Annotated in this window: 23 protein-coding genes and 1 tRNA gene; 16 read left to right on the top strand and 8 right to left on the bottom strand. The window is 68.3% G+C overall.

Annotation, left to right across the window (positions count from 1 at the left end; genetic code table 11):
• Positions 1-49: 49 nt before the first annotated feature.
• The 6 genes from gyrA (at position 50) to AC1Q87_RS04890 (ending at position 5863) form a co-directional block, all read left to right on the top strand.
• Entirely contained in the window at positions 50-2812 is a 2763-nt protein-coding gene (gene gyrA / locus AC1Q87_RS04915; RefSeq protein ID WP_492607849.1) for a DNA gyrase subunit A, read from the top strand.
• A gap of 126 nt (positions 2813-2938) precedes the next feature.
• On the top strand, positions 2939-3433 hold the full coding sequence (coaD, locus tag AC1Q87_RS04910) for a pantetheine-phosphate adenylyltransferase (protein WP_492607848.1): 495 nt from the start codon (positions 2939-2941) through the stop codon (positions 3431-3433).
• 50 nt (positions 3434-3483) lie between these two features.
• Positions 3484-4344 (top strand): peptidylprolyl isomerase, encoded by an 861-nt coding sequence (locus AC1Q87_RS04905; RefSeq protein ID WP_492607847.1) that lies wholly within the window; start codon positions 3484-3486, stop codon positions 4342-4344.
• On the top strand, positions 4344-4808 hold the full coding sequence (locus tag AC1Q87_RS04900) for a peptidylprolyl isomerase (RefSeq protein WP_436061630.1): 465 nt from the start codon (positions 4344-4346) through the stop codon (positions 4806-4808). Before AC1Q87_RS04905 ends, AC1Q87_RS04900 begins: the two co-directional genes overlap by 1 nt.
• Positions 4805-5362, top strand: a complete 558-nt coding sequence (locus tag AC1Q87_RS04895; protein WP_492607846.1) for an HD domain-containing protein — start codon at positions 4805-4807, stop codon at positions 5360-5362. The genes AC1Q87_RS04900 and AC1Q87_RS04895 overlap by 4 nt, the downstream gene beginning before the upstream one ends.
• Positions 5363-5371: 9 nt before the next feature.
• Positions 5372-5863, top strand: a complete 492-nt coding sequence (locus AC1Q87_RS04890; RefSeq protein WP_492607845.1) for a hypothetical protein — start codon at positions 5372-5374, stop codon at positions 5861-5863.
• On the opposite strand, the gene AC1Q87_RS04885 is transcribed toward AC1Q87_RS04890, so the two are convergent.
• Complete coding sequence (locus AC1Q87_RS04885; RefSeq protein ID WP_492607844.1) at positions 5855-6817, bottom strand: endonuclease/exonuclease/phosphatase family protein; 963 nt, start codon at positions 6815-6817, stop codon at positions 5855-5857. The genes AC1Q87_RS04890 and AC1Q87_RS04885 overlap by 9 nt on opposite strands.
• Positions 6818-6820: 3 nt before the next feature.
• Positions 6821-7762 carry an endonuclease/exonuclease/phosphatase family protein gene (locus tag AC1Q87_RS04880; protein ID WP_492607843.1) on the bottom strand — a complete coding sequence of 314 codons (942 nt, stop codon included), beginning with the start codon at positions 7760-7762 and terminating at the stop codon, positions 6821-6823.
• Between the two features lie 63 nt (positions 7763-7825).
• Between AC1Q87_RS04880 and queA the strand changes: the two genes are divergently transcribed.
• Positions 7826-8902, top strand: coding sequence for a tRNA preQ1(34) S-adenosylmethionine ribosyltransferase-isomerase QueA (gene queA, locus AC1Q87_RS04875; RefSeq protein WP_492607842.1), 1077 nt, complete (start codon positions 7826-7828; stop codon positions 8900-8902).
• The gene (gene tgt / locus AC1Q87_RS04870) at positions 8902-10017 is read left to right on the top strand and encodes a tRNA guanosine(34) transglycosylase Tgt (RefSeq protein ID WP_492607841.1); all 1116 of its coding nucleotides are present in this window, start codon (positions 8902-8904) and stop codon (positions 10015-10017) included. Before queA ends, tgt begins: the two co-directional genes overlap by 1 nt.
• Here tgt and AC1Q87_RS04865 read toward each other — a convergent pair.
• The gene (locus tag AC1Q87_RS04865) at positions 10002-10586 is read right to left on the bottom strand and encodes a hypothetical protein (RefSeq protein WP_492607840.1); all 585 of its coding nucleotides are present in this window, start codon (positions 10584-10586) and stop codon (positions 10002-10004) included. The two genes, tgt and AC1Q87_RS04865, sit on opposite strands and share 16 nt — an antisense overlap.
• Positions 10587-10707: 121 nt before the next feature.
• On the opposite strand from AC1Q87_RS04865, the gene AC1Q87_RS04860 reads away from it, so the two are divergent.
• The 5 genes from AC1Q87_RS04860 to AC1Q87_RS04840 all read left to right on the top strand — a co-directional run bounded on the left by AC1Q87_RS04860 (position 10708) and on the right by AC1Q87_RS04840 (position 14167).
• A tRNA-Lys gene (locus AC1Q87_RS04860) sits at positions 10708-10782 on the top strand.
• Between the two features lie 191 nt (positions 10783-10973).
• Complete coding sequence (gene cysT, locus AC1Q87_RS04855) at positions 10974-11840, top strand: sulfate ABC transporter permease subunit CysT (RefSeq protein ID WP_492607839.1); 867 nt, start codon at positions 10974-10976, stop codon at positions 11838-11840.
• Positions 11837-12679 carry a sulfate ABC transporter permease subunit CysW gene (gene cysW / locus AC1Q87_RS04850; RefSeq protein WP_492607838.1) on the top strand — a complete coding sequence of 281 codons (843 nt, stop codon included), beginning with the start codon at positions 11837-11839 and terminating at the stop codon, positions 12677-12679. The genes cysT and cysW overlap by 4 nt, the downstream gene beginning before the upstream one ends.
• Positions 12680-12695: 16 nt before the next feature.
• Entirely contained in the window at positions 12696-13733 is a 1038-nt protein-coding gene (locus AC1Q87_RS04845; protein WP_492607837.1) for a sulfate/molybdate ABC transporter ATP-binding protein, read from the top strand.
• Between the two features lie 5 nt (positions 13734-13738).
• Positions 13739-14167, top strand: a complete 429-nt coding sequence (locus AC1Q87_RS04840; protein ID WP_492607836.1) for a GNAT family N-acetyltransferase — start codon at positions 13739-13741, stop codon at positions 14165-14167.
• A gap of 4 nt (positions 14168-14171) precedes the next feature.
• On the opposite strand, the gene AC1Q87_RS04835 is transcribed toward AC1Q87_RS04840, so the two are convergent.
• Genes AC1Q87_RS04835 through AC1Q87_RS04825 form a run of 3 tightly spaced genes read right to left on the bottom strand, consistent with a single transcriptional unit; the run spans position 14172 to position 17502 of the window.
• Entirely contained in the window at positions 14172-15149 is a 978-nt protein-coding gene (locus AC1Q87_RS04835) for a transglutaminase family protein (protein ID WP_492607835.1), read from the bottom strand.
• A gap of 11 nt (positions 15150-15160) precedes the next feature.
• Positions 15161-16093, bottom strand: a complete 933-nt coding sequence (locus AC1Q87_RS04830) for an alpha-E domain-containing protein (protein WP_492607834.1) — start codon at positions 16091-16093, stop codon at positions 15161-15163.
• Entirely contained in the window at positions 16090-17502 is a 1413-nt protein-coding gene (locus tag AC1Q87_RS04825; RefSeq protein WP_492608270.1) for a circularly permuted type 2 ATP-grasp protein, read from the bottom strand. The genes AC1Q87_RS04830 and AC1Q87_RS04825 overlap by 4 nt, the downstream gene beginning before the upstream one ends.
• A gap of 300 nt (positions 17503-17802) precedes the next feature.
• On the opposite strand from AC1Q87_RS04825, the gene AC1Q87_RS04820 reads away from it, so the two are divergent.
• The 3 genes from AC1Q87_RS04820 to AC1Q87_RS04810 are packed head-to-tail and all read left to right on the top strand — an operon-like array spanning position 17803 to position 24133.
• A complete protein-coding gene (locus AC1Q87_RS04820; RefSeq protein WP_492607833.1) occupies positions 17803-19581 on the top strand; it encodes an autotransporter assembly complex protein TamA in 1779 nt (592 codons plus the stop codon).
• Positions 19578-23756, top strand: coding sequence for a translocation/assembly module TamB domain-containing protein (locus AC1Q87_RS04815; RefSeq protein WP_492607832.1), 4179 nt, complete (start codon positions 19578-19580; stop codon positions 23754-23756). The genes AC1Q87_RS04820 and AC1Q87_RS04815 overlap by 4 nt, the downstream gene beginning before the upstream one ends.
• 2 nt (positions 23757-23758) lie before the next feature.
• Entirely contained in the window at positions 23759-24133 is a 375-nt protein-coding gene (locus tag AC1Q87_RS04810; protein WP_492607831.1) for a hypothetical protein, read from the top strand.
• Here the strand turns inward: AC1Q87_RS04810 and phhA are convergent.
• Together phhA and hspQ are read right to left on the bottom strand one after the other, a co-directional pair.
• A complete protein-coding gene (phhA, locus tag AC1Q87_RS04805) occupies positions 24130-25005 on the bottom strand; it encodes a phenylalanine 4-monooxygenase (RefSeq protein WP_492607830.1) in 876 nt (291 codons plus the stop codon). The genes AC1Q87_RS04810 and phhA overlap by 4 nt on opposite strands.
• Before the next feature lie 118 nt (positions 25006-25123).
• On the bottom strand, positions 25124-25459 hold the full coding sequence (gene hspQ, locus AC1Q87_RS04800) for a heat shock protein HspQ (protein WP_436063569.1): 336 nt from the start codon (positions 25457-25459) through the stop codon (positions 25124-25126).
• Positions 25460-25689: the final 230 nt, after the last annotated feature.

Here is a 25689-nt window from a genome sequence, read left to right as displayed (position 1 = left end):
ACAACAGAACCTAGCTTTGTGTCCGATTCTAAACGGCTAAATCCTCTCCTTGACCGACGAAACCCATACCCCGCCGGACGGTGATCGGCGTGGGGGCATCGCCCCTATCGCGATCGAAGACGAGCTGAAGCGCTCCTATCTCGACTACGCGATGAGCGTCATCGTGTCCCGCGCCCTGCCGGACGCGCGCGACGGCCTCAAGCCTGTCCACCGCCGCATCCTGTTCTCGATGAACGAGCAGGGCCACACGCCCGACCGTTCCTACGTGAAATCGGCCCGCGTGGTCGGGGACGTGATGGGTAAGTATCACCCGCACGGCGACGCCTCGATCTACTTCACCATGGTCCGGATGGCGCAGCCGTTCTCCATGGGCCTGCTGCTGATCGACGGCCAGGGCAACTTCGGTTCGGTCGACAACGACCCGCCGGCGGCGATGCGCTACACCGAGAGCCGCATGAGCAAGGCGGCGATGTCGGTCGTCGCCGACCTCGACAAGGACACTGTCGACTTCAAAGAGAACTACGACGGCACCGAGCAGGAGCCGGTCGTCCTGCCGTCGCGGATTCCGAACCTGCTGGTCAACGGCGCCGGCGGCATCGCCGTCGGCATGGCGACCAACATCCCGCCGCACAACCTGGGCGAAGTCGTCCAAGCCTGCCTGTCCTATGTCGATGATCCCGAGGTCAGCCTCGAGACCCTGCTCGACATCGTGCCAGGGCCGGACTTCCCGACCGGCGGCGAGATCATCGGCCGTTCGGGCGCCCGCAACGCCCTGATGACCGGCCGCGGCTCGGTCATCATGCGCGGCAAGGCGGACATCCAGGAGATCCGCAAGGACCGCGAAGCCATCGTCATCACCGAGATCCCGTATCAGGTGAACAAGGCCGCGATGGTCGAGCGCATCGCCGAGCTGGTGCGCGAGAAGAAGATCGAGGGCATCGCCGACCTGCGCGACGAGAGCGACCGCGACGGCATGCGCGTCGTCATCGAGATGAAGCGCGAGGCCTCGCCCGACGTCGTCCTGAACCAGCTCTACCGCTACACGCCGCTGCAGTCGTCGTTCGCGGTCAACATGCTGGCCCTGGATCGCGGCCGTCCGCGCGAGATGAACTTGCGCGACTTGGTCGTGGCCTTCGTCGACTTCCGCGAGGAAGTGGTCGTCCGGCGCGTCAAGTTCGAGCTGGGCAAGGCGCGCGACCGCGGCCACGTCTTGGTCGGTCTGGCCATCGCGGTCGCCAACATCGACGAGTTCATCCACATCATCCGCTCGTCCAAGGACCCGGCCGAGGCGCGCGAGCGCCTGGTGGCCCGCGACTGGCCGACCGGCGACATGATGCCCTTGGTCGAGCTGATCGCCGACCCGCGCACCGTGGTGATCGAAGGCGACAAGATCCACCTCACCGAGGAACAGGCGCGCGCCATCCTGGCGCTGACCCTGTCGCGCCTGACCGGCCTCGGCCGCGACGAGATCTTCGGCGAGGCCCGCGAGCTGGCCGACACCATCCAGGGCCACCTGACCATCCTGTCGGATCGCGCCAACGTCATGGCGATCGTCCGCGAGGAACTGGTCGCGGTCCGCGACGCCTTCGCCGTGCCGCGCCGCACCGAGATCGTCGACGGTGACGCCGACGTCGAGGACGAGGACCTGATCGCCCGCGAGGACATGGTCATCACCGTGACCCACGGCGGCTATGTGAAGCGTACGCCGCTGGCGACCTATCGCACCCAGCATCGGGGCGGGAAGGGCCGCGCCGGCATGGCGACCAAGGACGAGGATGCGGTCACCCGCGTGTTCTCGGCCAACACCCACACGCCGATGCTGTTCTTCTCGTCGGGCGGCAAGGTCTACCAGCTCAAGGTCTGGCGTCTGCCGGTCGGCAATCCGAACGCGCGCGGCAAGGCCTTCGTGAACCTGCTGCCGATCGAGACGGGCGAAAGCATTACTTCGATCCTGCCGCTGCCCGAGGACGAGGCCGCCTGGGATCAGTACGACGTGATGTTCGCCACCCGCTCGGGCAACGTCCGCCGCAACAAGCTCAGCGACTTCCAGGGCATCAAGCGCAACGGCAAGATCGCGATGAAGCTCGACGACGGCGATGCGATCATCGGCGTTGGTCTCTGCAACGCGCAGCAGAACGACATCCTGCTGACCACGGCGCTCGGCCGCTGCATCCGCTTCGCGACCGAGGAGGTGCGGGTGTTCGCCGGCCGGGATTCGACCGGCGTGCGCGGCATTCGCCTGGCCGACAGCGACAGCGTCATCTCGATGGCGATCCTGCGTTCCGTCGAGGCGAGCCCGGCGGAGCGCGCCGCTTACGTGAAGCAGGCCAACGCGCTTCGTCGAGCGACCGGCGAGGACGTCGAGGACGCTGCTCCGGCCGACGACGAAGAGGCGGAGGGCGGCGACGTCGACCTGAGCCAGGATCGGTTCGTCGAACTTGGCGCGGCCGAGGAAGTGATTCTCACGGTCTCGACCGAAGGCTTCGGCAAGCGCAGCTCGGCCTATGAGTTCCGCCGCACGGGTCGGGGCGGGCAGGGGCTGCTGGCCCAGGACCTGACCAAGAAGGGCGGCCGCCTGGCGGCGTCGTTCCCGGTCGAGGAGGATGACGAGATCCTGCTTGTCACCGATCAGGGCCAGTTGATCCGCACGCCGGTGAAGCAGGTCCGCATGGTCGGCCGCAACACGTCGGGTGTCACCATCTTCCGCACCAGCAAGGACGAGCACGTGGTGTCCGTCGAGCGGCTGGCCGACCAGGGCGGCGGTGATGCGGAAGCTGAGGATTCAGACATCGAAGGTGACGTGGCGGAATAGCGCCGCCGCGTATCCTCGTTACCCGCAACCGTCGGTTCAGCTGACGGTTGCGGGTGAGATTTGGGCTTGCTTTCGCGGCCCGTGCCGGTGAAATCCTGCTGCACCGCAACAGGGGGGAGACGTCGAATGACGCGTGTGGGGCTCTATCCGGGGACCTTCGACCCGATCCACAACGGCCATACCGACATCATCGGCCGGGCCGTGAAACTGGTCGACAAGCTGGTCATCGGCGTGGCGATCAACGCCGGCAAAGGCCCCTTGTTCGAGCTTGAGGAACGCGTCGCGATCCTGCGCGAGGCCACTCAGCACCTCAATGACCGGGCGGAGATCGTCGTCCAGCCGTTCGAAGGCCTGCTGATGCACTACGCCCGCGAAATCGGCGCCCAGGTGATCGTCCGCGGTCTGCGCGCTGTCGCCGACTTCGAATACGAATTCCAGATGACGGCGATGAACCAGCAACTCGATCGCGAGGTCGAGACGGTGTTCCTGATGGCCGACCCGCGTCACCAGGCCATTTCCTCGAAGCTGGTCAAAGAAATCGCCATTCTCGGCGGCGACATCAGCAAGTTCGTCAGTCCGACCATCAAGGACGCGCTGATGGCCAAGGTCGGCCGCCGCTGACGTCGGCGGACGGGCTGGCGGTATCGCGCGTTGCCCGCTACGAGGGGCGCATGATCCGAACCCTGTTGCTCACCGCCGCCGTCCTGGCGATGGCGGCTCCGGCCGCCGCCCAGGCGCCTGCCGCAAAGTCTCCCACAGTTGCGCCCGCGCCGTCGGCTGCGGATTGGCGCGCGCCTAATCCGGACGACCTGCTGGTCATCGACACCAACAAGGGCCGGATCATCGTCGAGATGCTGCCGGAGGCGGCTCCCGCCCATGTGCAGCGGGTCAAGGAACTGACCCGCGCGGGCTTCTATGACGGCCGCAGCTTCTTCCGGGTCATCGACGAGTTCATGGCTCAGACCGGCGATCCCGAGGACCGCGGCACCGGCGGAAGCGACAAGCCGGACCTGACGCAGGAGTTCCTGTTCCGTCTGGGCCCTGACGCCGGCTTCGTCCAGGCGGCCGACCAGAACGTCGCCCAGGTCGGCTTCATCAAGTCCCTGCCGGTGAAGAGCCAGAGCCCGATGCTGATGGCGATGACCGCCGACGGCAAGGTGTCCGCCTGGCCGCTCTACTGTCCGGGCGTCGCCGCCATGGCCCGCGGGCAGGGCGAGGACAGCGCCAACAGCCAGTTCTTCCTGATGCGTCAGACCTATCCGTCGCTGGAGCGCCGCTACACCGGATGGGGGCGGGTCGTGTCGGGCCTCGACGTCGTGCGCGCGATCAAGGTCGGCGAGCCGGTGGCTCCGCCGCAGGACAAGATGGACAAGGTCCGCATCCTGGCCGATATCCCCGCGTCTGAACGCCCCAAGGTGCGCGTGATCGATCCCAACAGCGCCTGGTTCAAGGCCGAGATCGAAAGCGTCCGCGCCCGAATGGGTGAGAATTTCTCGGTTTGCGAGATCAAAGTCCCATCGGAGGTGAAGTGATGGACCCGGAAAACACCCTTATCCTGACCCTCGACACGGGCCCGGTGACGATCAAGCTCCGCCCCGACCTTGCGCCCGGCCACGTCGAGCGCATCAAGGAGCTGTCGCGCGAGGGCTTCTACGACGGCGTCGTGTTCCACCGCGTCATCGACGGCTTCATGGCCCAGGGCGGCGACCCGACCGGCACCGGCACCTCGGGCTCGGACAAGCCGAACCTGCAAGCCGAATTCTCGCGCGAGCCGCACGTGCGCGGCGTCTGTTCGATGGCCCGCACCTCGGCGCCGCACTCGGCCAACAGCCAGTTCTTCATCTGCCTGGATGACGCCACCTTCCTCGATGGCCAGTACACGGTCTGGGGCGAAGTGGTCGAAGGCATGGACGCCGTCGACGCCCTGCCCAAGGGCGAGCCGCCGCGCGCTCCGGGCAAGATCCTGTCCGCCCGCGTCGCCGCCGACGCCGCGTGACGCCGACCCTGGAAGCGGCGTATGCGCAGCCGCATCGCCGCTACCACACGCGGGCCCACATCGAGCAGTGCTTGGCGCTGCTCGATCAGGTCCCCGACCTCACTGACACCGAGCGCCAGATTCTGACCTATGCGATCTGGTGGCACGACGCCGTCTACGACCCGGCGGCCGCGGACAACGAGGCCAAGAGCGCGCAGATGGCCAAGGCCGATCTGCGCGACTTCGACGTTTCGATCCACGCCCGTGAGGAAGTCGCCCGGCTGATCCTGCTGACCGCAGGCCATGAGGTCGAAGACGAAGATCGGCTCGGCGAACTGCTGGTCTCCATCGACCTGGCGATCCTCGGCGCGCCGGCCGACCGCTACGACGCCTATGCGCGTGCGGTCCGTGAAGAGTACGCCCACGTCCCGGACGACCGCTGGCGCAAGGGCCGCGCCGGCGTGCTGCAACGCTTTCTCGATGCGCAGGTTATCTTTCCCGATCCGGCGTTCGCCGAATGGCTGGACGCCCAGGCGCGGGACAACCTGACGCGGGAACTCGCGTCGCTCAGCTAGGAGGCTCCGGTGGCGCGACTGAAGGTCTTCGTCACCTCGGACGGCTTTACCGACTACGTCGTGGCGGCGACCTCGCGGGCCAAGGCGCTCGCGGCCTGGGGTGCGCATCAGGACCTGTTCCAGACGGGCGGCGCGCGCGAGACGGATGATCCCGACCTCGTGACCGCCGCCAGCGCTCAGCCCGGCCAGGTGCTGCGCCGGCCTTCGAAGGTCACGCCGCTCATCCCCAAGCGCCAAGCGGCTGCGAAACAGCCTGCGCCGCCGCCCAAGCCCGCGCCGCCGAAGAAGCCCCGAGGGCCGACGCCGGCGCAACTGCGCAAGGTCGCCGACCTCGAGGCCGAGCTCGAGGGCGCCGCCGAACGCCACGCCGCGGAGCTGGCGCAGATCGCGGCCGAGAAGCGTGCGCTGGAACTGCGGCGCGACGACAGCGAGAGCAAGTTCCTGAACCGCCGGGCGGAACTTCGCGAGGCGCTGCGCAAGGCCCGACTAGCCCTAAGGTGACGGCGCCAGGATGACGATCACCGGATAGTGGTCCGAGCCCAGCAACGGCCCGCGTTCGACCCGGACGGTGCGCCATCCCGGCCCGGCATAGACATGGTCGATCGGCAGCAGCGCGAATGGCAGGCCCATACCCGCTGGGCCGCGGTCGGCGGGCCAGGTGAACAGCCCGCGGGTCCGCCGCTCCAGTCCGAAAGCCGCGTCCTCGCGCCGACGGCTAAACGACCAGGGCGTGGAGTTGAAGTCGCCCGACAGGATCAGGCGGTCCTTGGGGAAGCGGCCGAGCAGTCCGGCGATGACCCGGCCCTGGGCCTGCTGCCAACCGCCATAGATCGGCCAGGTGTAGTGCGTGCCGAAGACGCTGAACTCGCCGTACTCGTCGCGAAAGGTGGCGCCGGCGATCGGCGGGCGGATGTTGTCGGCCCCCGGCGGAACCGGGACGTCGTTGGCGACGGGCTTGGCCTTTGACAGGATCATCACGCTGCAGTCGCCGCAGCTGACGTGATAGCCGTCGAAGGCGCGCTTGAGGACCGGAGCGATCACGCTGGCCTCTTCGACCACCAGGATGTCTGGGTCCTGCGCGCGCAGCCACTGAACGGTCTCGGCTTTGCGGCTGTTGCGCTCCCAGGCGTTGAACTGGATCAGTTTGATCTGTCCGGGCGCGTTGCTGTCCGCCGGCGGGCTGACGGGCCGCAGATATTCCGGGACGATCAACGCGGCAAAGGCGGCGATTGCGATGGTCGAGACGGCGGCGAGGAGCAGCCGCGCGCCGCGCCGCTCGAACAGCAGGCCGTAGACGGCCGGGACCAAGGACAGCGCGAGCAGCATTGGCGCGAAATGCGTGAGGACGTCGAGCCGCACGCTCCAGCGGCCGCCGTGCGCGGCCAGCGCCCAGGCCGCGCAGCCGAATGCGGTCAGGGCCATCAGGCTGGTGATCAGCAATCGAAGCGAACGCATCGGCTAGTTCTGCTTTGGAGCCAATACGGCCACGACAGGATAGTGATCCGAGCCCAGGCGCGGACCTCGGGTGACCGAGACCGTGCGCCAGCCCGGTCCGGCATAGACATGATCGATCGGCAGCAGCGCAAGGCCGAACGGGCCGTTCGCCGGATAGGTCGCCAGCGCACGCGTGCGACGCTCCATGCCGAGGGCGGCGTCTTCGCGGCGGCGGGAGAACGACCACGGCGTGGAATTGAAGTCGCCGGCCAGTATGAGCCGTTCGGGCGGGCGGTCTTTCACGAGTTCCTGGAGACGGGCGCCGTTCTCGGCATGGGTCCGAAGGTCGGTCGGCCACACATAGTGGACGCCGACGACGGTGAAATCGCCGTTAGCGTCGTCCAGGTGAGCGATGGTCACGGCGGGGCCCAGCCCCTTGCGGCCGCGCCGCGGCGCCTCGATCTGCTTGGCGGGCGTGCGCGTGAAAATCGCCACCTCGCAGGTCTTGCCGCAGGCCATCTGCCGCCCAAGCCGTTGGGTGACCGCCGTCTGGAACACAGCGCGCGAATCCTCGACGACCAGCACGTCTGGATCCTCGGCCGCCAGCCACGCCAGGCGCTGGTCCAGACCCTGGCTGTCGCGGGCGGCGTTGAACTGGATGAGCTTGATCTGGCCCGCAGAGCCCGGCGGCAGGATGGGGCTCTGCGGGCGCATGAACTCCGGCAGCATCAGCGCTAGGCCGCCGATCACCGCGGCGGCCCCGAGCAGCGCCGGCGCCAGCCGCCGATGCGCGAAGATCGCCGCCGTCAGCGTCAGCGCGCCGCCGGCCAGATAGAGCGGCGCAAAGTGTGTGAGGACGTCGAGCCGGTCGCTGAAACGACCGCCTTGCGCGGCGATGGCCGCTGCCGCGGACAGCGCGCCAAGCGGTAGGACGACGCCGCGGAGGACGAATCGCACGAGGCTCATGGCGCGAGCTTACACGCGGCCACGCTTGACGGGTGCGCTGGCCCGTGCGCTTCAAGCGCGTCCATGCAGCTCTCCGACTTCGACTTCGAACTTCCCGACGACCGCATCGCCCTGCGGCCGGTGACCCCTCGCGACTCCGCACGCATGCTGCTGGTGTCGCAAGGCGCGCCGCTACAGGACCTGACGGTCGCTGATCTGTCCGCGCAACTGCGCGCGGGCGACGTGCTGGTGCTCAACGACACCCGGGTGATCCCAGCGCGGCTCAAGGGGCGGCGCGTCCGCGAGGGCTCGAACGTGGCGGTCGAAGCCACCTTGCACAAGCGGTTGTCGCCCTCGCGATGGTCGGCGTTCATGAAGCCCGGAAAGAAGCTTGCGCCAGGCGATCGGGTGCGGTTCGGCGCGACCGACGACCGCGCCTGCCTGTTGGGCGTCCTCGACGCCACGGTGATCGAAAAGGGCGAGGGGGGCGAGGTGACCCTAGGCTTCGACTTGGCCGGGCCCGACCTCGACGCCGCGATCGCCGAGCGCGGCGCCATGCCGCTGCCGCCCTACATCGCCGCCAAGCGCGACGAAGACGCCCAGGACAAGGCTGACTACCAGACCGTCTATGCCGACGAGGAAGGCTCCGTCGCCGCGCCGACCGCAGGCTTGCACTTCACCCCGCGGCTGCTCGACGAGCTCAAGGCGATGGGCGTCACGCTGCAGTTCGTGACGCTGCACGTGGGGGCCGGCACGTTTCTGCCGGTGAAGACCGAAAACCTGTCGGAACACCGCATGCACGCCGAGTACGGCGAGGTCGGCGAAGCCACGGCCGCGGCGCTCAACGCGGCCAAGGCGGCAGGGGGCCGCATCGTCTGCGTCGGGACCACCTCTCTGCGTCTGATCGAGAGCGCCACCGGCGAGGACGGCGTGGTGCGGCCCTTCGCCGACGAGACGGCGATCTTCATCACCCCCGGCTATCGCTTCCGCGCCGCCGACGGGCTGATGACCAACTTCCATTTGCCGAAATCGACCCTGTTCATGCTGGTCAGCGCGTTCGCCGGCCAGGAGACGATGCGGGCGGCCTACGCCCACGCCATCGCCGATGGCTACAGGTTCTATTCCTACGGCGACGCCAGCCTGCTCTGGAGAGCCAACTAGTGGCCGCATTCCCCTTTGAGATCGCCGCGACCGACGGCGCAGCGCGCACCGGCGTGCTGAAGACCTCGCGCGGCGATATCCGCACCCCGGCCTTCATGCCCGTCGGCACCGCCGCGACGGTGAAGGCGCTGACGGTCGATCAGGTGCGCTCGACCGGCGCCGACATCATCCTGGGCAACACCTATCACCTGATGCTGCGGCCCACGGCCGAGCGGGTCGCGCGCCTGGGGGGCTTGCACAAATTCATGCGCTGGGACCGGCCGATCCTGACGGATTCAGGCGGCTTCCAGGTCATGTCGCTGTCGAAGATCGCCAAGGTCACCGAGGAGTCGGTGGCGTTCCAGAGCCATATCGACGGCTCCAAGCACGTGCTCACGCCGGAAAGATCGATCGAGATCCAGGCCGATCTGCTGGGCTCCGACATCGTCATGCAACTCGACGAATGCGTGGCGTGGCCGGCGGAGGAGGGGCGTGCGCGCCAGGCGATGCAGCTCTCGGCCCGTTGGGGCAAGCGTTCGAAGGACGCGTTCGGCGCGCGTGACGCTCAGGCGTTGTTCGGCATCCAGCAGGGATCGACCTTCGAGCACCTGCGTAAGGAATCGGCCGAGCGCCTGATCGAGATCGGCTTCGACGGCTATGCGCTAGGCGGGCTCGCGGTGGGCGAGGGGCACGAGGCGATGTGCGAGGTGCTCGACTACGCGCCGGCCATGCTGCCTGCCGACCGGCCCCGCTACCTGATGGGCGTCGGCAAGCCGATAGATCTCGTGGAAGCAGTAGCCCGAGGCGTCGATATGTTCGACTGCGTGCTGCCCACCCGTTCGGGCCGCCATGGCCAGGCCTGGACCTGGGAGGGCGCGATCAACCTGAAGAACGCCCGCTTCGCCGAGGACGACACGCCGCTCGACGAAGCCAGCGACTGCCCGGCCTCGTCGCACTATTCGAAGGCCTATCTGCACCACTTGGTGAAGGCCGAGGAGATCCTCGGCCAGGTGCTGCTCTCCTGGCACAACATCGCCCACTTCCAGGCCCTGACCGCGGCCATGCGGGCGGCTATCGCCGAAGGGCGGTTCGAGCAGTTCCGCCGCGACTTCAAGGCCCGTCAGCGCACCGGGTAGCGGGGCTTCAATTCCTGGGACTTCACCGGCGTGCCCGTGAGCGTGTGCGACGGCGTCGCCGGCGGCGGGCAGCCCCGGGCCTCGCCCAGACCCTTCAGATAGGCGCGGCGCACGCCGCCGGCGGTGATGGCGGCCGTGACCATGCTGTCGTGGCGCTCGGCGCCGGAGAGCTTGCGCACCCATCCTCGGAAGGGAATCACGTCGGAGGCCAGGCCGGCCATGGCGCCCAGCGCCGCGCCTTTGCCGCGATCCATCAGGTCGTCTTCGTCCACGGCGGGTTCGTCCAGATCCGCGCCCAGCGCGCCGTTCAGCGGCAGGACGGCTGCGGCGATGGCTTCGCACGTCGCCGCGTGAGGCCGCTGATAGGGGTCGGCCATCGCCTCAAGCAGCACGGTCGGGATCTTCGTCTGCAGCAGGTTGACGTCGCGCAGCGGCGCCGAAACGGCCCCCTGCATGCTTTCGCGTTTCGCCTCGGACGTCGTCTGGATCTTGGCCGAGCCGTCCGCCGGCGCGGTGACGCAGCCGCCGACAAGCAGAAGCGGAATCAGGGCGGGAACAAAGTTGCGCATGGCGGCGATGCTAAGGGCAGGGAGAACCTGTTGGAAAGCTGCAGCAGCGCTCTTGCTCCGGGCAGGCCGCCCGCATATGGTCCGCGCCTCTTCGCAGCCGCCCCCTGGGCCGCGGCGACGTGGGCCGGTAGCTCAGTGGTAGAGCATTCGACTTTTAATCGAATGGTCGTGAGTTCGAACCTCACCCGGCCTACCAATCTCTCCGCATCCTTACCGGTCGCCTGCACGCGCTCAGGCCGTGCGTGCTCAAGCCTGCTCAGGCTTTCGCTCGGCGGTGTAAGAAAAACTATATTGTCGATGGGGGCGCTGGGAATTAGCCAGACGCCCTGACCGGACGCAGCGAACTTGGCGTCTCGGCGTTAATGCGTCTGAACCGGGGCTGTAACGATGACGGCGACCACGCCGACCGAACGCGTCGCGTCACGAGGGCCGCTGATCCGGCGGCGCTCGGCGATTCCCGGTTTCTCCCTCACGATGGGGCTGACGCTCGCGATCCTGTCGCTGATCGTGCTGATCCCGTTGTCGGCCGTGGCGCTGAAGGCCTCAGAGCAATCGGCCTCGGAGTTCCTGCAGGCGGCCTTCAACGAACGGGCCCTGACGGCCTATCGGCTGTCGTTCGGGGCCGCGCTGATCGCTGCGCTGATCAACGGCGTGTTCGGGCTGCTGACGGCCTGGGCGCTGGTCCGTTATCAGTTTCCCTTCAAGAGCCTGGTGAACGGGATCATCGATCTGCCGTTCGCCCTGCCGACTGCGGTCGCCGGCATTGCGCTCGCCACGCTCTATGCGCCGAACGGCTGGATCGGGGCGCTGCTGGTCCCGGCCGGGATCAAGGTCGCCTACACGCCGCTGGGGGTGATCGTCGCCCTGACCTTCATCGGCCTGCCGTTCGTCGTGCGGACGCTGGAACCGGTGATGCGCGACCTCGCCGCGGACGTCGAGGAAGCCGCCGCCAGTCTCGGCGCCACACGCTTCGATACGATCGCGCGGGTGATCCTCCCGGCCCTGGGCCCGGCCTGGCTGACGGGCTTCGCCCTGGCCTTCGCGCGCGCGGTCGGTGAGTACGGCTCGGTGATCTTCATCGCCGGCAACATGCCCTACAAATCCGAGATCGCGCCGTTGCTGATCATCATCGAGCTCGAACAGTACGACTACGCCGGCGCGGCGACGATCGCGGTGGTCATGTTGTCGGTCTCGTTCCTCATGCTGTTCGTCATCAACGCCATCCAGGCCTGGGCGCGGAGGCTCGCCGCATGAGCCGGCTACGCCACCCGACCGAAGATCCGCCCTGGGCGAAGGCGCTGGTCCTGGCGATCGTCGCCGCCTTCCTCGCCTCGGTGCTCGTGCTGCCGATGGTCTCGGTGTTCTTCGAGGCCCTGCGCAAGGGACTGCCCGCCGCCCTGGAGGCGATCGGGACCGAGGACGCCCGCGCGTCGATCAAGCTGACCTTGATCACCGCGGCGATCACCGTGCCGTTCAACATCGTGTTCGGGGTCTGCGCCTCGTGGGCGATCGCCAAGTTCGAGTTCCCCGGCAAGCCGTTCCTGATCACCCTGATCGACTTGCCGTTCTCGGTGTCCCCCGTGGTCGCCGGCCTCATCTACGTGCTGGTGTTCGGCGCCCAGGGCTGGTTCGGGCCCTGGCTGATCGATCACGACATCAAGATTATTTTCGCAGTGCCCGGCATCGTGCTGGCGACGATCTTCGTGACGTTCCCCTTCGTCGCCCGCGAGCTGATCCCGCTGATGCAGGAACAGGGCGTGGACGAGGAGGAGGCCGCGGTCTCGATGGGCGCCTCGGGCCTGCGGACCTTCTGGAGCGTGACGGCGCCGAACATCCGCTGGGGCCTGCTCTACGGCGTCCTGCTCTGTAACGCCCGGGCGATGGGCGAGTTCGGGGCGGTTTCGGTGGTGTCGGGGCACATCCGCGGCCTGACCAACACCATGCCCCTGCATGTGGAGATCCTCTACAACGAGTACGATTTCGTCGGCGCCTTCGCCGTCGCGGCGTTGCTCTGCTTCCTGGCGGTCGTCACCCTGGTGCTGAAGACCCTGCTTGAAATCGCTCAGCCGCCGTCGCGGCCGGGCCGTCATTGATCGCGAGACGCTGCAAATGACCATTTCCATCCGTTCGGTGGAGAAGACCTTTGGGCGGTATCCGGCGCTCAACAGCGTCAGCCTCGAGATCGCCGACGGCGAACTGCTGGCGCTGCTCGGCCCGTCGGGCTCGGGCAAGACCACGTTGCTGCGCGTCATCGCCGGTCTCGAGTTCCCGGACAGCGGTCAGGTTCTCTACGGCGATCAGGACATGACCTATGCCGGCGCCGCTGAGCGCCGGGTCGGCTTCGTGTTCCAGCAGTACGCCCTGTTCCGGCACATGACGGTCGCCAAGAACGTCGCCTTCGGCCTCGACGTGCGCAAAGGGGCCACCAAGCCGAGCAAGGCCGAGATCACCCAGCGGGTGGATGAATTGCTGCGGCTGGTCGAGCTCGGCGAATTGGGCAAGCGCTATCCGGCGCAGTTGTCGGGCGGCCAACGCCAGCGGGTCGCCTTAGCCCGAGCCCTGGCCGTGAACCCGAGCGTGCTGCTGCTCGACGAGCCCTTCGGCGCGCTCGATGCGACCGTCCGCAAGTCGCTCCGCAAGGAACTGCGCCGCATCCACGACGCCACCGGCGTCACGACCATCTTCGTCACCCACGACCAGGAAGAGGCGCTGGAACTGGCTGACAGGGTCGCGATCCTCAATCAGGGCGCAATCGAGCAGGTCGGGACCCCGCAGGAGATCCACGACAATCCGTCCGGCGCCTTCGTCGCCGGCTTCGTGGGGGAATCCAACCGCATCGAAGGCGAGGTGAAGGCCGGCCGGTTCCGCAATGGCGACGTTCAGTTCGCCGTCGCCGGCGTCGCCGACGGCGCGGCGGTGGCCTATGTGCGGCCCCACGAGCTTGTGCTGTCGCCGGCGGAGGACGAAGCGAGCTTCGGCTTCGTCGCCAACCACATCGCCCCGCAGGGCGCCGTCGCGCGGATCGACGGCACCACGCCGGGCGGCCTGCGGCTGGAGGCGGCCTTCGCGCGACAAGCGGTGGCTGAACTGAGGCCCGGCGCGAAACTCAATCTCTCGGTCGGCCGCGCCTACGTGTTCCCAGGCTAGCGGCGATGGGCGAGCCGTTCGTTCGCCTCTTGGGATCCGGCGACCTGGCCGTACTAGGGCAGGTCGCCGTCGACGTGTTCGACAAGGCGGTCGACCCGGCGCTCTGGGCGGAGTTTCTCGCCGATCCCAGACACCACCTGGCCGTGGCGATCGATGGCGATGTGGTCGTGGGCTTCGCGTCGGCGGTGCACTACGTACACCCGGACAAGCCGCCCCAACTCTGGATCAATGAGGTCGGCGTCGCGCCGACCCATCAGCGGCGAGGCCTGGCGCGGGCCCTGCTGGACGCGTTGCTGGCAAAAGGCAGAGCCCTGGGCTGCTCCGAGGCCTGGGTGCTGACCGACGAAGACAACGCCGCGGCCAGGGCCACCTACCGATCCGCGGGCGGGGACGAAACCACCGGCGTGGTCATGGTGACCTTTCCCTTCGACTGACCGGCTATTGCTGCTGTTGCTGCTGTTGCTGGTCGTAGGCGGGGACGCCGGCCGGCCGTCGTCGGCCGCCGCGCGCGAAAGAGGGTTGCGCCATGCGGATGAACTCCGGCTCGGTCGGCGCAGTGCGGGCGCGTCGCACGGAGACACCCACCGCGAGCTGGCTTTCGGCGTCGCCCTTGTAGACCCCGCGCGAGGGAGGCACGTCGTTGTAGTCGCGGCCGACGGCGGCGGCGATGTGGCGCTCGCCCGCGAGCACGTTGTTGGTCGGATCAAAGCCGATCCAGCGCAGCGACGGCAGGAAGACCTCCACCCAGGCGTGGGTGGCGTCCGGGTCGGACCGGTCGCCAGCCTGCCGGTCGGTGAACAGGTAGCCGGAGACGTACCGGGCCGGAACGCCCCAGCCGCGGCAGATCGCGATCATGATGTGGGCGAAGTCCTGGCAGACGCCGCGCCCGGCGCCGAGCGCCAGGTCGATCGGGCTGTCGGCATGGGTGACCCCAGGTTCGTAGTCGAACGAGGTGTAGATGGTCTCCGACAGCGCGCGCACCGCGTTGAGCGGATCGCGCCGCCGGAGCTCGTCCAGGCCGTGCTCGGCGGCGTAGGTGCGCAGCGCGTCGGTTTCCACCGCGAAGCCGCCGAGCGTCAGGAAGTCGAAGTTTTCGCCGCGCACGAAGTCGCTGCGCAGACGGTCCCATTCGCCATGGTCGAGCGCCTCGGGCAGGGCGGGCGGCGCCTGCGTCTCCACGGCGGCGTTGGCGACGATGCGCAGCCGGTCATGTGGATGGGGGACGTCGAAATGGTAGACCGCGTTGCCGAAGGGATCGGCGTAGGAGAACAACTGCGCGGCCGGATCGATGTCGAGGTCGAAGGAGACCAGGCGCTGGCGGGCGGCCTTTTGCGGCTGCATCCAAACCTCCATGACGCTTTCGCGCACGGGTTCGGCGTAGTGATACTGGGTGACGTGCCGGACTTCGAGAAGCATGCAATGGGGTCCTAGGCCGGCAGCCGGGTTTCCAGGGAATAGGCGACGAAGGTGTCGTAGATCGACTGATGCAGAGCCGCGCAGTCTTCCAGCACGCTGGAGATCAGCCCGCTGGCGCCGTCGTGCTCGTCGATGTCCGCGTACTGCAGACGCGCGCGCAGGCGGCCGGCCAGGCGCTCGGGCGGAGAATGTCCCCCAGCGTCCGCATGACGCGCGGCCGTGCTGAGATACTCCTCGATCCGCGCGGTGCAGAAGCGCATCGAGCGCGGGAACTCCTCGTCGAGCAACAGGAACTCCAGCACCTTGCGCGGCTGCACGTCGGCCGTGAAGCGGCGCAGGTACGGCTCCAACGCGCAACTCATCCGCAGCACCCCCATCAGGGCCATGTGGTCTTCCGGGGCGCGGCGCAGACCGAAGCAGGCTTCGAGCAAGCGCCCGATGAGTTGAGCGCGTTCAAGGTACACGCCGAGCAGCAGGAAGCGCCAACCTTCGCCATGGCTCATCGTCGCGTCGGCGGCGCCCTTGAACAGGTGCAGGTCGGCGATGATGTCGTGCATGAAGGCCGAGGGGCCGTCTCCGAACGCCCGAGTCGCATCGCCGGCCGTGACCCGGAGGTGCAGCATGTTGAGCCGCTCCCAGGTTTCGGTCGTGATCTGGTCGCGGACCTGCCGGGCGTTTTCTCGGGCGAGCGCCAGCGACGAGACGATCGAGCCGCCGTCATGCCGGTCGAGCGCCAGTGCCAGGGCGAGCTGGTAGGGATCGTCCGCCCGGTGCAGCTCGGTGTCGCCGACGGCTGACAGCACGATGCGCGAGACCAGCCCTGCGGCTTCGTTGCGATCGAGCGTCGCGTTGAGCATGACGTCGCTCAGGCGGCACAAGTGCTCGGCCCGTTCGACGTACCGACCGATCCAGTAGAGACTGTCGGCCACACGGGCGAGCATCATGGCTGGGCTCCTGTCGGGGTGGATTCCAGCACCCAAGTGTCCTTGGAGCCGCCGCCTTGGCTCGAGTTCACGACCAGCGACCCCTTCTTGAGGGCCACCCGGGTCAGGGCGCCTGGCGTCACCACGATCTTGTCGCCCGACAGGATGAAGGGGCGCAGGTCGACGTGCCGCGGCTCGATCTCGCCATCGACGAGGCAGGGCGCCGTCGAGAGCTGGATCGTAGGCTGGGCGATGTAGTTGGCGGGGTCGGCGGCGATGGCCGTGGCGAACGCTTCGCGCTCCTTGCGGCTGGCGTGCGGTCCGACCAGCATGCCGTAGCCGCCCGATGCGCCGACCGCCTTCACCACCAGCTTGTCGAGATTGGCCAGCACATGCGCCAGCTGAGTCGGCTCGCGACAGAGATACGTCTCGATGTTCGGCAGGATCGCGTCCTCGCCGAGATAGTAGCGAATGATCGCCGGGACGTAGGCGTAGACCGCCTTGTCGTCGGCGACGCCGGTGCCGGGCGCGTTGCAGATCACGACGTTGCCGGCCCGGTAGGCGTTGAACAGGCCGGCCGACCCAAGCGCCGAGTCCCGGCGGAAGGTCAGGGGGTCGATGAAGTCGTCGTCGACCCGCCGATAGATCACATCGATCCGTCGCAGACCGGTCGTGGTGCGCATGTAGACCATGTTGTCGTGCACCACGAGGTCGCGGCCCTCGACCAGCGGGCATCCCATCAGCCGGGCGAGATAGGCGTGCTCGTAGTAGGCCGAATTGTAGACCCCGGGGGTCAGCACGACGATCTGCGGGTTGGGCCGCCAGTCCGCGGCCATGCTTTTCAGCGTGCTGAGCAGCAGATCCGGATAGCGGTCGATGGATCGCACGCCCGCCTCGCGGAACGAGCCCGGAAAGGTGCGCCGCGAGGCCTCGCGGTTGGCCAGCATGTACGAGACGCCCGATGGGACGCGCAGATTGTCCTCCAGCACCGCAAAGGCGCCGTCCGGCTGGCGAATGAGGTCGGATCCGCAGACGTTGGCATAGGCCTCATGCGGCACGTAGAGGTTCTGCATCTCCCGTCGATAGGAGGGCGCGCCCAACACCAGCTCGCGAGGCACCACGCCGTCCATCAGGATCTGCTGCGCGCCGTAGATATCGGCCAGGAACATGTTCAGCGCGCGCAGGCGCTGGGTCAGTCCGGCCTCGATCCGCTCCCATTCGGCGCCCGGTATGATCCGCGGCAGCAGGTCGGTCGGGATGATCCGCTCGGTGCTGCTCTCGCCGCCGTAGACGGTGAAGGTGATGCCCTGGAGCAGGAAGTAGCGTTCCAGCGTGCGCTGGCGCTCGGCCATTTCAGCCGGGGCCAGAGTCGCGATGCGCTGATGCAGGCCTGCATAGTGGTCGCGCACGCCGCCGCCGCCGGTGAGCATTTCATCGTAGGGAACCGCGGGCGGTTGGACCGCCGGCGCGCCCGTTGTGCAATCAGGGTCCTGGGTCGCCACGCCGTACTCCACCCGCCAGCCCTTTCCTGCAGTTCGCTGGGAAAAGCTTAGGAAAGGCGGGCGCGATTGAAGCGCGAAATCCGACCCAGCCGTCGCGCCCCGCGTGGGCGCCCACGAATTGTGCAGATTGGCGCCTGCGCGTGTGGCGCCTTCATCTATCGGTGGTGGGTGACAGGCGAGCGCGACGCGGGCTACACCGATGGACGGGGCGCATGTGAAAGGATTGGCGTGGGACGATTGGTCGTCGCGGTCGCCGCCTCGGCGGCCATTTGTGCGTCTGGAACGGCTCGGGCCGAGTCTCCGCGCGCGACCATCGAAGGACAACTCGACGGCGACCTGCGCGAGGCGATCGTCCGCGCCGTCGGCGAAACAGACAAGCCGATCTCCAACCGCTTTGAAGCCCGACGCCGGGCCAATGAGGCCGGTGAGGACGCGATCGCGGTGCTGCGGTCCGAGGGCTACTACGCCTACGAGGTGGATCCCGACGTGGGCGATGGCGACCCGCCGACGGCTATCGTCCGGGTCACGCCCGGCCCGCTGTTCACCCTCTCTGATCCGCAGATCGACTGGATTGCGCCGGAGCCGATCGAAAGCGTCCGCCAGTCCGGCGAGGTGGTGATGGGCCTGGCCACCGGTGCTCCCGGTCGCGCGGTCGACGTCATCAACGCCGAAGGCCGCATCGTCGCGGCGGTCCAAAAGCGGGGTTATGCCGACGCGGCGGCCCAACCGCGAGAGGTCATCGTCGATCACGCCGATCGTACCGTCCAGCCGACCTACAAGATCGCGGCGGGCGAACTGGTGCACCTGGGCGGGCTGAAGATCGTCGGCGAGCGGGGGCGTAGCCGCCCGGGCTGGCTGGAGAGCTTGGCGCCGTGGAGGCCGGGCGAGGTCTACGATCCCGAAGACGTCGGCGAGCTGGAGCGCAGGCTGCTAGACACCGGGGTCTACGACTCCGTCACCGTCTCGTTGGCCCCCAAGGATCAGGCCGAGCCCGATGGGCGGCGACCGATCCTGCTCAGCTTGGCCGACCGCAAGCCACGCACGCTGGAACTGGGGGCCAGCTATTCGACCACCGAGGGTTTCGGGGCCGACGCGCGCTGGACTCGCTACAACGTCCTTGGCCGGGCGGACACGCTGGCGCTGCTGGCTCGGGTCTCAAACATCGATAGTCGGTTGGGGGCCGAGTTGACCCTGCCGCATTGGCGACGGCCGCAGCAGACGTTCAAGGCGGGGGGCGGGGCCTATTCTAACCGCACCGACGCCTATGACGAAACCGGGGTCGGCATTCGTGCTGACGTCACCCGGCGCTTCAGGAAGACGTCGTACCTGACGCTTGGCGGGTCGCTCGACTACGGCTCGGTCGAGGAGAAGCAGACCATCCAGGTCTCTTCTCTGGGAGATCGACTTCTCACTGTGGCGGGCCTGGCCGCCGGCGCCCTCGATCGTTCAGACGATCCGCTGGATCCCAAGCGTGGCTGGCGTCTCGACGTGCGGGCCGAGCCGACCTACCTGATCGGCGACGAGAGCATGGCCTATCTGAAGGTCCAGAGCCAAGGCACGGTCTACGTGCCAGTGGACGCCAAGGCGCGCACGGTGATCGCGGGGCGCGTCAAGGCCGGGGCGATGATCGGCGGCAGCATTCCCGAGGTGCCTGCGTCCCGCCGGTTCTACGCCGGCGGCGGCGGCTCGGTGCGCGGCTACGCGTTCCAGGCCATCGGCCCGCGCGACATCGACAACACGCCGGAGGGCGGCATCTCGCTGCTGGAGACGTCGCTTGAGCTGCGCCAGAAAGTCGGCGAGCGCTGGGGCGTCGTCGCGTTCGTGGACGCCGGCGCGGTCGGGACCAACGAGTTTCCCACCGGCGACGACTTCAGCGTCGGCGTCGGGATCGGCGTTCGCTACGATCTCGGCTTCGGCCCGATCCGCGCCGACATCGCCGTGCCGCTCGACAAGCGCGAAGGCGACCCGGCGTTCCAGATCTATCTCAGCATCGGGCAGAGCTTTTGACCGAGACGCCGAACGAGATCGAAGAGGCGCCGTCCGCGCCGAAGAAGAAGGCCCGCCGGCGATGGGGCCTGGTCGTGCTTGTGGCGTGCGCTCTGCTCGTCGCCCTGGCCGCCGCCGCCCTGCTCACAGGACGCTACGGAGCGCTGTCGCCGCAGGGTCGGTCGATCATCGAGACGCGGGCCAACGGCCTGAAGGTCGGTCGGTTCGGAAGGCTTTATCTCGAAGGACTGAGCGGCGACGTATGGCGCGACTTCAGTGTCCGCAAGGTCGAGATCCGCGACCCCAAAGGGGTCTGGCTCGAGGGCCGCAATCTCCGCCTCAAGTGGGTGTTCGGCGATCTCCTGCAGCGGCGATTCCACGCCACCGACGTTACAGCCGCACATCTGGTCGTCTATCGACGTCCGGTGACCGAGCCCAAGCGGCCCTCGGAGGGCATGCCGATCGACATCGTCATCGACCGTGCAAGCGGCCGGGTCGAACTGATGCCGGAGTTGGCGCGGACCCGCGGGGTCTACGATGTCGAAGCCTCGATTGAGCTCATGCGCCGCAATGGCGGCCAAAAAGGCGCGGCGAAGGCGGCCAGCGTTCTGCACCCCGGCGATCACCTGGACGCTAAGTTCGACTTCGGGGGCGGCCGGCCGCTGGTGTTGGAGGCCGACGCGCGCGAGGCCCAAGGCGGCGCGCTGGCCGGGGCGCTCGGTCTTGCGCCTGATCAGCCGTTCCTGCTGCACGTCCGCGCCAAGGGCGAAACTTCGACCGGCCGGTTCTCGGCCATCGCCGAGAGCGGCGCGACCCGGCCGGTGGACGCGTCGGGCGTCTGGGGTCCGGAAGGCGGTTCGGCGCAAGGGCGCGTCGAGCTGGCCGCCTCGACCCATACGCAGGCGCTGGTCGCGAGGCTCGGCCCCCAGGTTCAGTTCGTGGTGACGGGCGCCAAGGCCGAGCAAGGCCTGTTCGACCTGCAGGCTGAGCTGACCTCCGACAACGTGGCGGTGACCGCCAAGGGCAAAGCGAACATCGGCGAGCGCCGGACGGGGCCGCAGGGCGTGGCGCTGACCGCCTCGGCGCGGGAGCTGTCGAAGGTTACCGGCGGCCCTTCCATGGGCCTTGGCCGCGTCGATGGCGTGCTGACCGGGACGCTGGACGATCTGTTGTTCGCCGGAACCGCCGACGTCGCCCGTCTGAAGCTGGGACAGTACGACCTCGATCGCGTCTCTGGGCCGTTCCAGTTGACGCGCAAGGACAAGGTCCTGGCGATCGAGGGGCGGCTTGCCGGCGCAGGCGGGCGCGGCTCAGGGCTGGCCGCGGCGCTGCTGGGCGCGCGGCCGACGGCCGTGATCGACGGGGCGCGGCTGGCGGACGGCCGCTTGATGCTGCGCAAGGTCGAGGCGACCGGCGCCGGGCTCAAGGTCGACGCCAGCGGCGGCCGCAGCCTGCTGGGCGGCCTCAACTTCAAGGGCACGGCGGCGTTCTCGAACCTGGCGGCGGCGCGGGCCGGCGCCAGCGGCGCGCTCGCCGCCGACTGGTCGGCGAGCCAAGGCGGGGCCGGCAAGCCGTGGGCCCTGAGCCTTGACGCCAAGGGCGCGCGGTTCGCGTCCGGATTCTCCGAGCTCGATCGGTTGCTCGGTCCCACGCCTAGCCTACAGGCCCGTGCCGACGTCGCCGGCCGAAAGGTCTCGATCACCCGCGGCGCGCTCGACGGGGCGGCGATCAACGCGACCACCGCTGGGGTGCTCGACGAGGCGGGCGACATGCGCTTCAAGCTCGACTGGTCGGCCAACGGGCCGTTCCGCGCCGGCCCGGTCGAGATCACCGGCAAGGCCAGCGGGACGGGCGCCGTCACCGGCAAGCTGTCGTCGCCGCGCGCGGACCTGCTCGCGGACATCGAGGCCATCGACCTGCCGCGGCTGCCGCTCAAGGACGCCAAGCTGACCCTGAGCTTCATGCGCGGGACGGGCGCCTCCAGCGGCGTCGTCTCGCTGAAGGCGGCCAGCGAGTTCGGCCCAGCGGCGGCGCACTCGGCCTTCAGCTTCCCGCGGGGCGGGGTCGACCTGTCGGACCTGTCGGTGGACGCCGGCGGGCTGACCGCCAGCGGCGCGGTGTCGCTTCGCAAGGCGACCCCTTCGGCGGCGGATCTCAAGGTGCGCGTCGTCAAGGGGGCCTTCCTCGATGGCGGGGTGATCGCGGGGACGGTGAAGATCGTCGATGCCTCAGGCGGCCCACGCGCGACGCTGAACCTCACCGCCAACGATGCGGTGCTGCCGGGCTCTCGCTTCGCGGTCCGCAACGGAGCCATCACCGCGGACGGACCCCTGGCGCGACTGCCCTATCAGGCCCGTCTGCAGGGCGTGTCGTCCAGCGAGCGCTGGCGCCTCGAGGGCGGCGGCACGCTGTCGGCGCAAGATCCGGGCTACGAACTGACCTTCGCCGGCGACGGCGCCTACGGCCGCCGGAACATGAAGACCGTCGAGCCGGCGGTCTTGCGCTTCGGCGGCGCAGAGCGCAGCGCGCGTCTGCGGCTGGTCGCTTCGGACGGCGGGCGCATCGATCTCGATGCGAGCCTCGAAAAGGACGCCGCTGACATCCGCGCGCACGTGCAGAACCTGGGGCTCGGTCTGGTGAACGCTGACCTCACGGGCCGGGCCGACGGCACGCTGACCCTGACCGGGCGTGGCGGCCAGCTGGACGGAACGCTGGAAGCCAAGCTGGACGACGCCCGGGGTCGTGGATCGCCGCGCGAGCAGGGCCTGGACGGCGTGCTGAAGGCGAAGCTGTCCGGGGATTCCCTCGAACTCGACGCCGCGATGACCAACGAGCATGGCCTGCGCGCCAACGCCGAGGTGGTGCTTCCGACCGAGACCAGCGCCAGTCCGTTCCGCATCGCCATCGCCAGAACGCAGCCGATGCGCGGCAAGTTCTTCGCGGACGGGGAGGTCAAGCCGCTCTGGGACCTGCTGGTCGGCGGCGAACGCGAGCTGGCCGGCCACGTGCAGATGCAGGGCACGCTCAGCGGTACGCTCGCCGACCCGCGGGCCGTGGGGCAGGCCGAGGTCGACAACGGCCGCTTCTCCGACGGCGCGACGGGGCTCGTGCTCACCGACGTCACGCTGCGCGCGACGCTGGCCGACAATGCGGTCAACATCGTGCAGGCGACCGGGGCGGACGGGCATGGCGGCTCCCTGGCGGGATCCGGCCGGCTGAGCCTGCTCCGCGACGGGGCCTCGACCTTCAAGCTCGACCTGAAGAATTTCCGGCTGATCGACAATGATCTCGCGACTGCTTCGGCGTCGGGTCAGGCGACCCTCGACCGCGCCGCCGACGGCAAGGTGCGGCTGGCGGGCGACCTGACCATCGATCGCGCCGACGTGGCGGCCAAGCTGACCGGCGGCTCCGGCGTCGTGAACATGGACGTCATCGAGCGCAACAAGCCGGTCGACATCTCCGGTTCGCTGCAGCCGGTGGCGAGCCGCGGGCCGGCGATGACGCTCGACGTCACGCTCAAGGCGCCGCGACGGATCTATCTGCGTGGCAAGGGCCTGGACGTCGAGCTGTCGCTCGACGCCAGGGTCGGCGGCACAACGGCGCGTCCGACGCTGTCGGGCACGGCGCGGGTCGTGCGCGGCGAGTACGACTTCGCCGGCAAGCGCTTCGAGTTCGACGACCGCGGCGTGGTCTATCTGGCGACATCGCCGCAGGCGATCCGGCTGGACCTGTCGGCGACACGGGACGATCCCTCGCTGACCGCCGTGGTGCGCATCCGCGGAACGGCGGCCAAGCCGGAGATCACCCTGACCTCGGTGCCGACCCTACCCAACGACGAGGTGCTGTCGCAGGTGTTGTTCGGGCGCTCGGCCTCGCAGCTTTCGCCCCTCGAGGCCGCGCAGCTGGCGTCTGCGCTGTCGTCGCTCGCGGGCGGCGGCGGTTTCGACGTCGTTGGCAACCTGCGCACGTTTGCGGGTCTCGACCGTCTGTCGCTGGCCGGCGGCGACGAGTCCGGCGTCACCGTTTCTGGCGGCAAGTATCTGACCGACGACGTCTATCTCGAGATCACCGGGGGAGGGCGCGACGGACCGTCCGCCCAGGTGGAGTGGCGACTCGGCCGCAACCTGTCCATCATCTCGAAGCTGGCCAGCCAGGGGGACGGCAAGCTCGCGGTTCGCTGGCGCAAGGACTACTGACGATGCGACGGCTGATTTCGGTTCTTCTGGCGCCCCTGGTGCTGACGGCATGCGAGAAGCCGCTCACGGCGCCAAGCAATCCGGGTGTCTGCTGGCGCATGGTCGAGGGCATGAACGGCAAGCCCGACTTTCGGCCGATCGCGCCGAACATCGACACGCTGGAGAACTGCGCGGTTCGCCTTGAAGGCCTGCGGATGACGACTGGGCTGCCGATGACGGGCGCCTTCCAGGGACGCTTCATCTACGTCACCGACGAGGAGATCAGCGTCGCCTCGGGCCCCAAGGCGCAGCGCTATCGCGTGTTCACGCCCGCGGCGCGACTCGAGGTCCAGAAGGGCATCCAGACCCTGCTGGACCGGGAGAAAGCCGGCGGCTAGCCGGCCGCCTGCCGACCGCCGCGCTCCGCATAGGCCTGCGTGCCGCAGGTGAAGATGCGGTCGCCCGGCGCCATCGCGTCGATGGCGATGTCCTCGGCCCCGTTGAGCCGTGCGTAGATCGCCGAGAAATCGGCCAGCGTCGTCTCGCGCAGCGCCTTCAGCGAGGGGATGACGAAGTAGACCTGCTGGAAGTCGTCGATCCGGTAGGGGGTGCGCATCACCCGCTCCAGGTCGAAGCCGATCCGGTTGGGGGAGGGATCGTCCAGCGCGAAGATCGATTCAGAGCGGCTCGAAACGATGCCGGCCCCGTAGATGCGCAGGCCTTGCGGAGTTTCCATCAGGCCGAACTCGACCGTGTACCAGTAGAGCCGCGCCAGATTGTGCAGTTGCCCGCGGCCGAGCGCCTTCAGCCCGCCCTCGCCATAGGCCTGCATGTAGTCGGCGAAGATCGGGTCGGTGAGCATCGGCACGTGACCGAAGACGTCGTGGAAGACGTCGGGTTCCTGCAGGTAGTCGAGTTCGTGCGGCTTGCGGATAAACCGGCCAGCCGGAAAGCGCCGGTTCGCCAGGTGGTCGAAGAAGACGTCGTCCGGCGCCAACCCGGGGACGGCGACCACCGACCAGCCGGTCAGTTTGCGCAGTTCCTCGTTGATGCGCTCGAACTCGGGGATGCCGCCGCGATGCAGGTCGAGCGCGTCCAGGCCCTTCAGAAAGGCGTCGCAGGCGCGGCCCGGCAGCAGCTGCGCCTGGCGCTCATAGAGCGTCGTCCAGACGTCATGCTCGGCCTGGGTATAGCTCGCCCAGTCCTGGTCGATGGTCCAATCGGCCCGGGCTCCGGGCGGCGGGGTGGTGTTGAAACCGTCAGCGCTCATGGCCCGTACAATGGGCGCGTCGGCGCGAAACTTCCGTTCGAACTATGCCGAAAAATCGGGGTTCGGCGGATAAAGATTGCGTGCGGGAGGTGTCGAGTGGAACGCCCTTGCCGTCAGGCTAGTGGCTGATCCGCGGGCGCAGCACGTAATGCCCTTCCTCGAAGGATTCGAAGATCAGCGCCGCCTGCGGGTGGCCCACCGGCTCGCCGCTGTCGTCGGGCATGAGGTTCTGCTCCGAGACATAGGCGACGTAGGCGTTCTCCTCGTTCTCGGCCAGCAGGTGGTAGAACGGCTGATCCTTGCGCGGGCGGATTTCCTCGGGGATCGACAGCCACCATTGCTCGGTGTTGGCGAACGTCGGGTCGACGTCGAAGATCACGCCGCGGAACGGATAGTGCCGGTGACGGACCACCTGTCCGATGGCGTACTTAGCCAGACGCGCTTCGGTAAGCACCGCCGGAGGCGCCACCAAATCTCGTCCGCTTTTTTCGATTCGAGCGTCCATAAAACCGACTCTAGACCCCGGCGCCTAACTGGGAGGTGAACGTACTGTTCCTCGATCGCAGTGCAAGTGCGCGCCTTCCGAGAGGCGAGCGGCCTTGCTACAGTCGCCTGTGAAACGAGGCGCCGGCGTCGGCGCCTGCTAGGGACGGATGTCGGTCCATGAGGGTGGCGCTGTTGAGC

This window comes from Phenylobacterium sp. GW823-FHT02A09, assembly GCF_058797775.1.
This window is presented reverse-complemented; position numbering and strand designations above follow the sequence as displayed.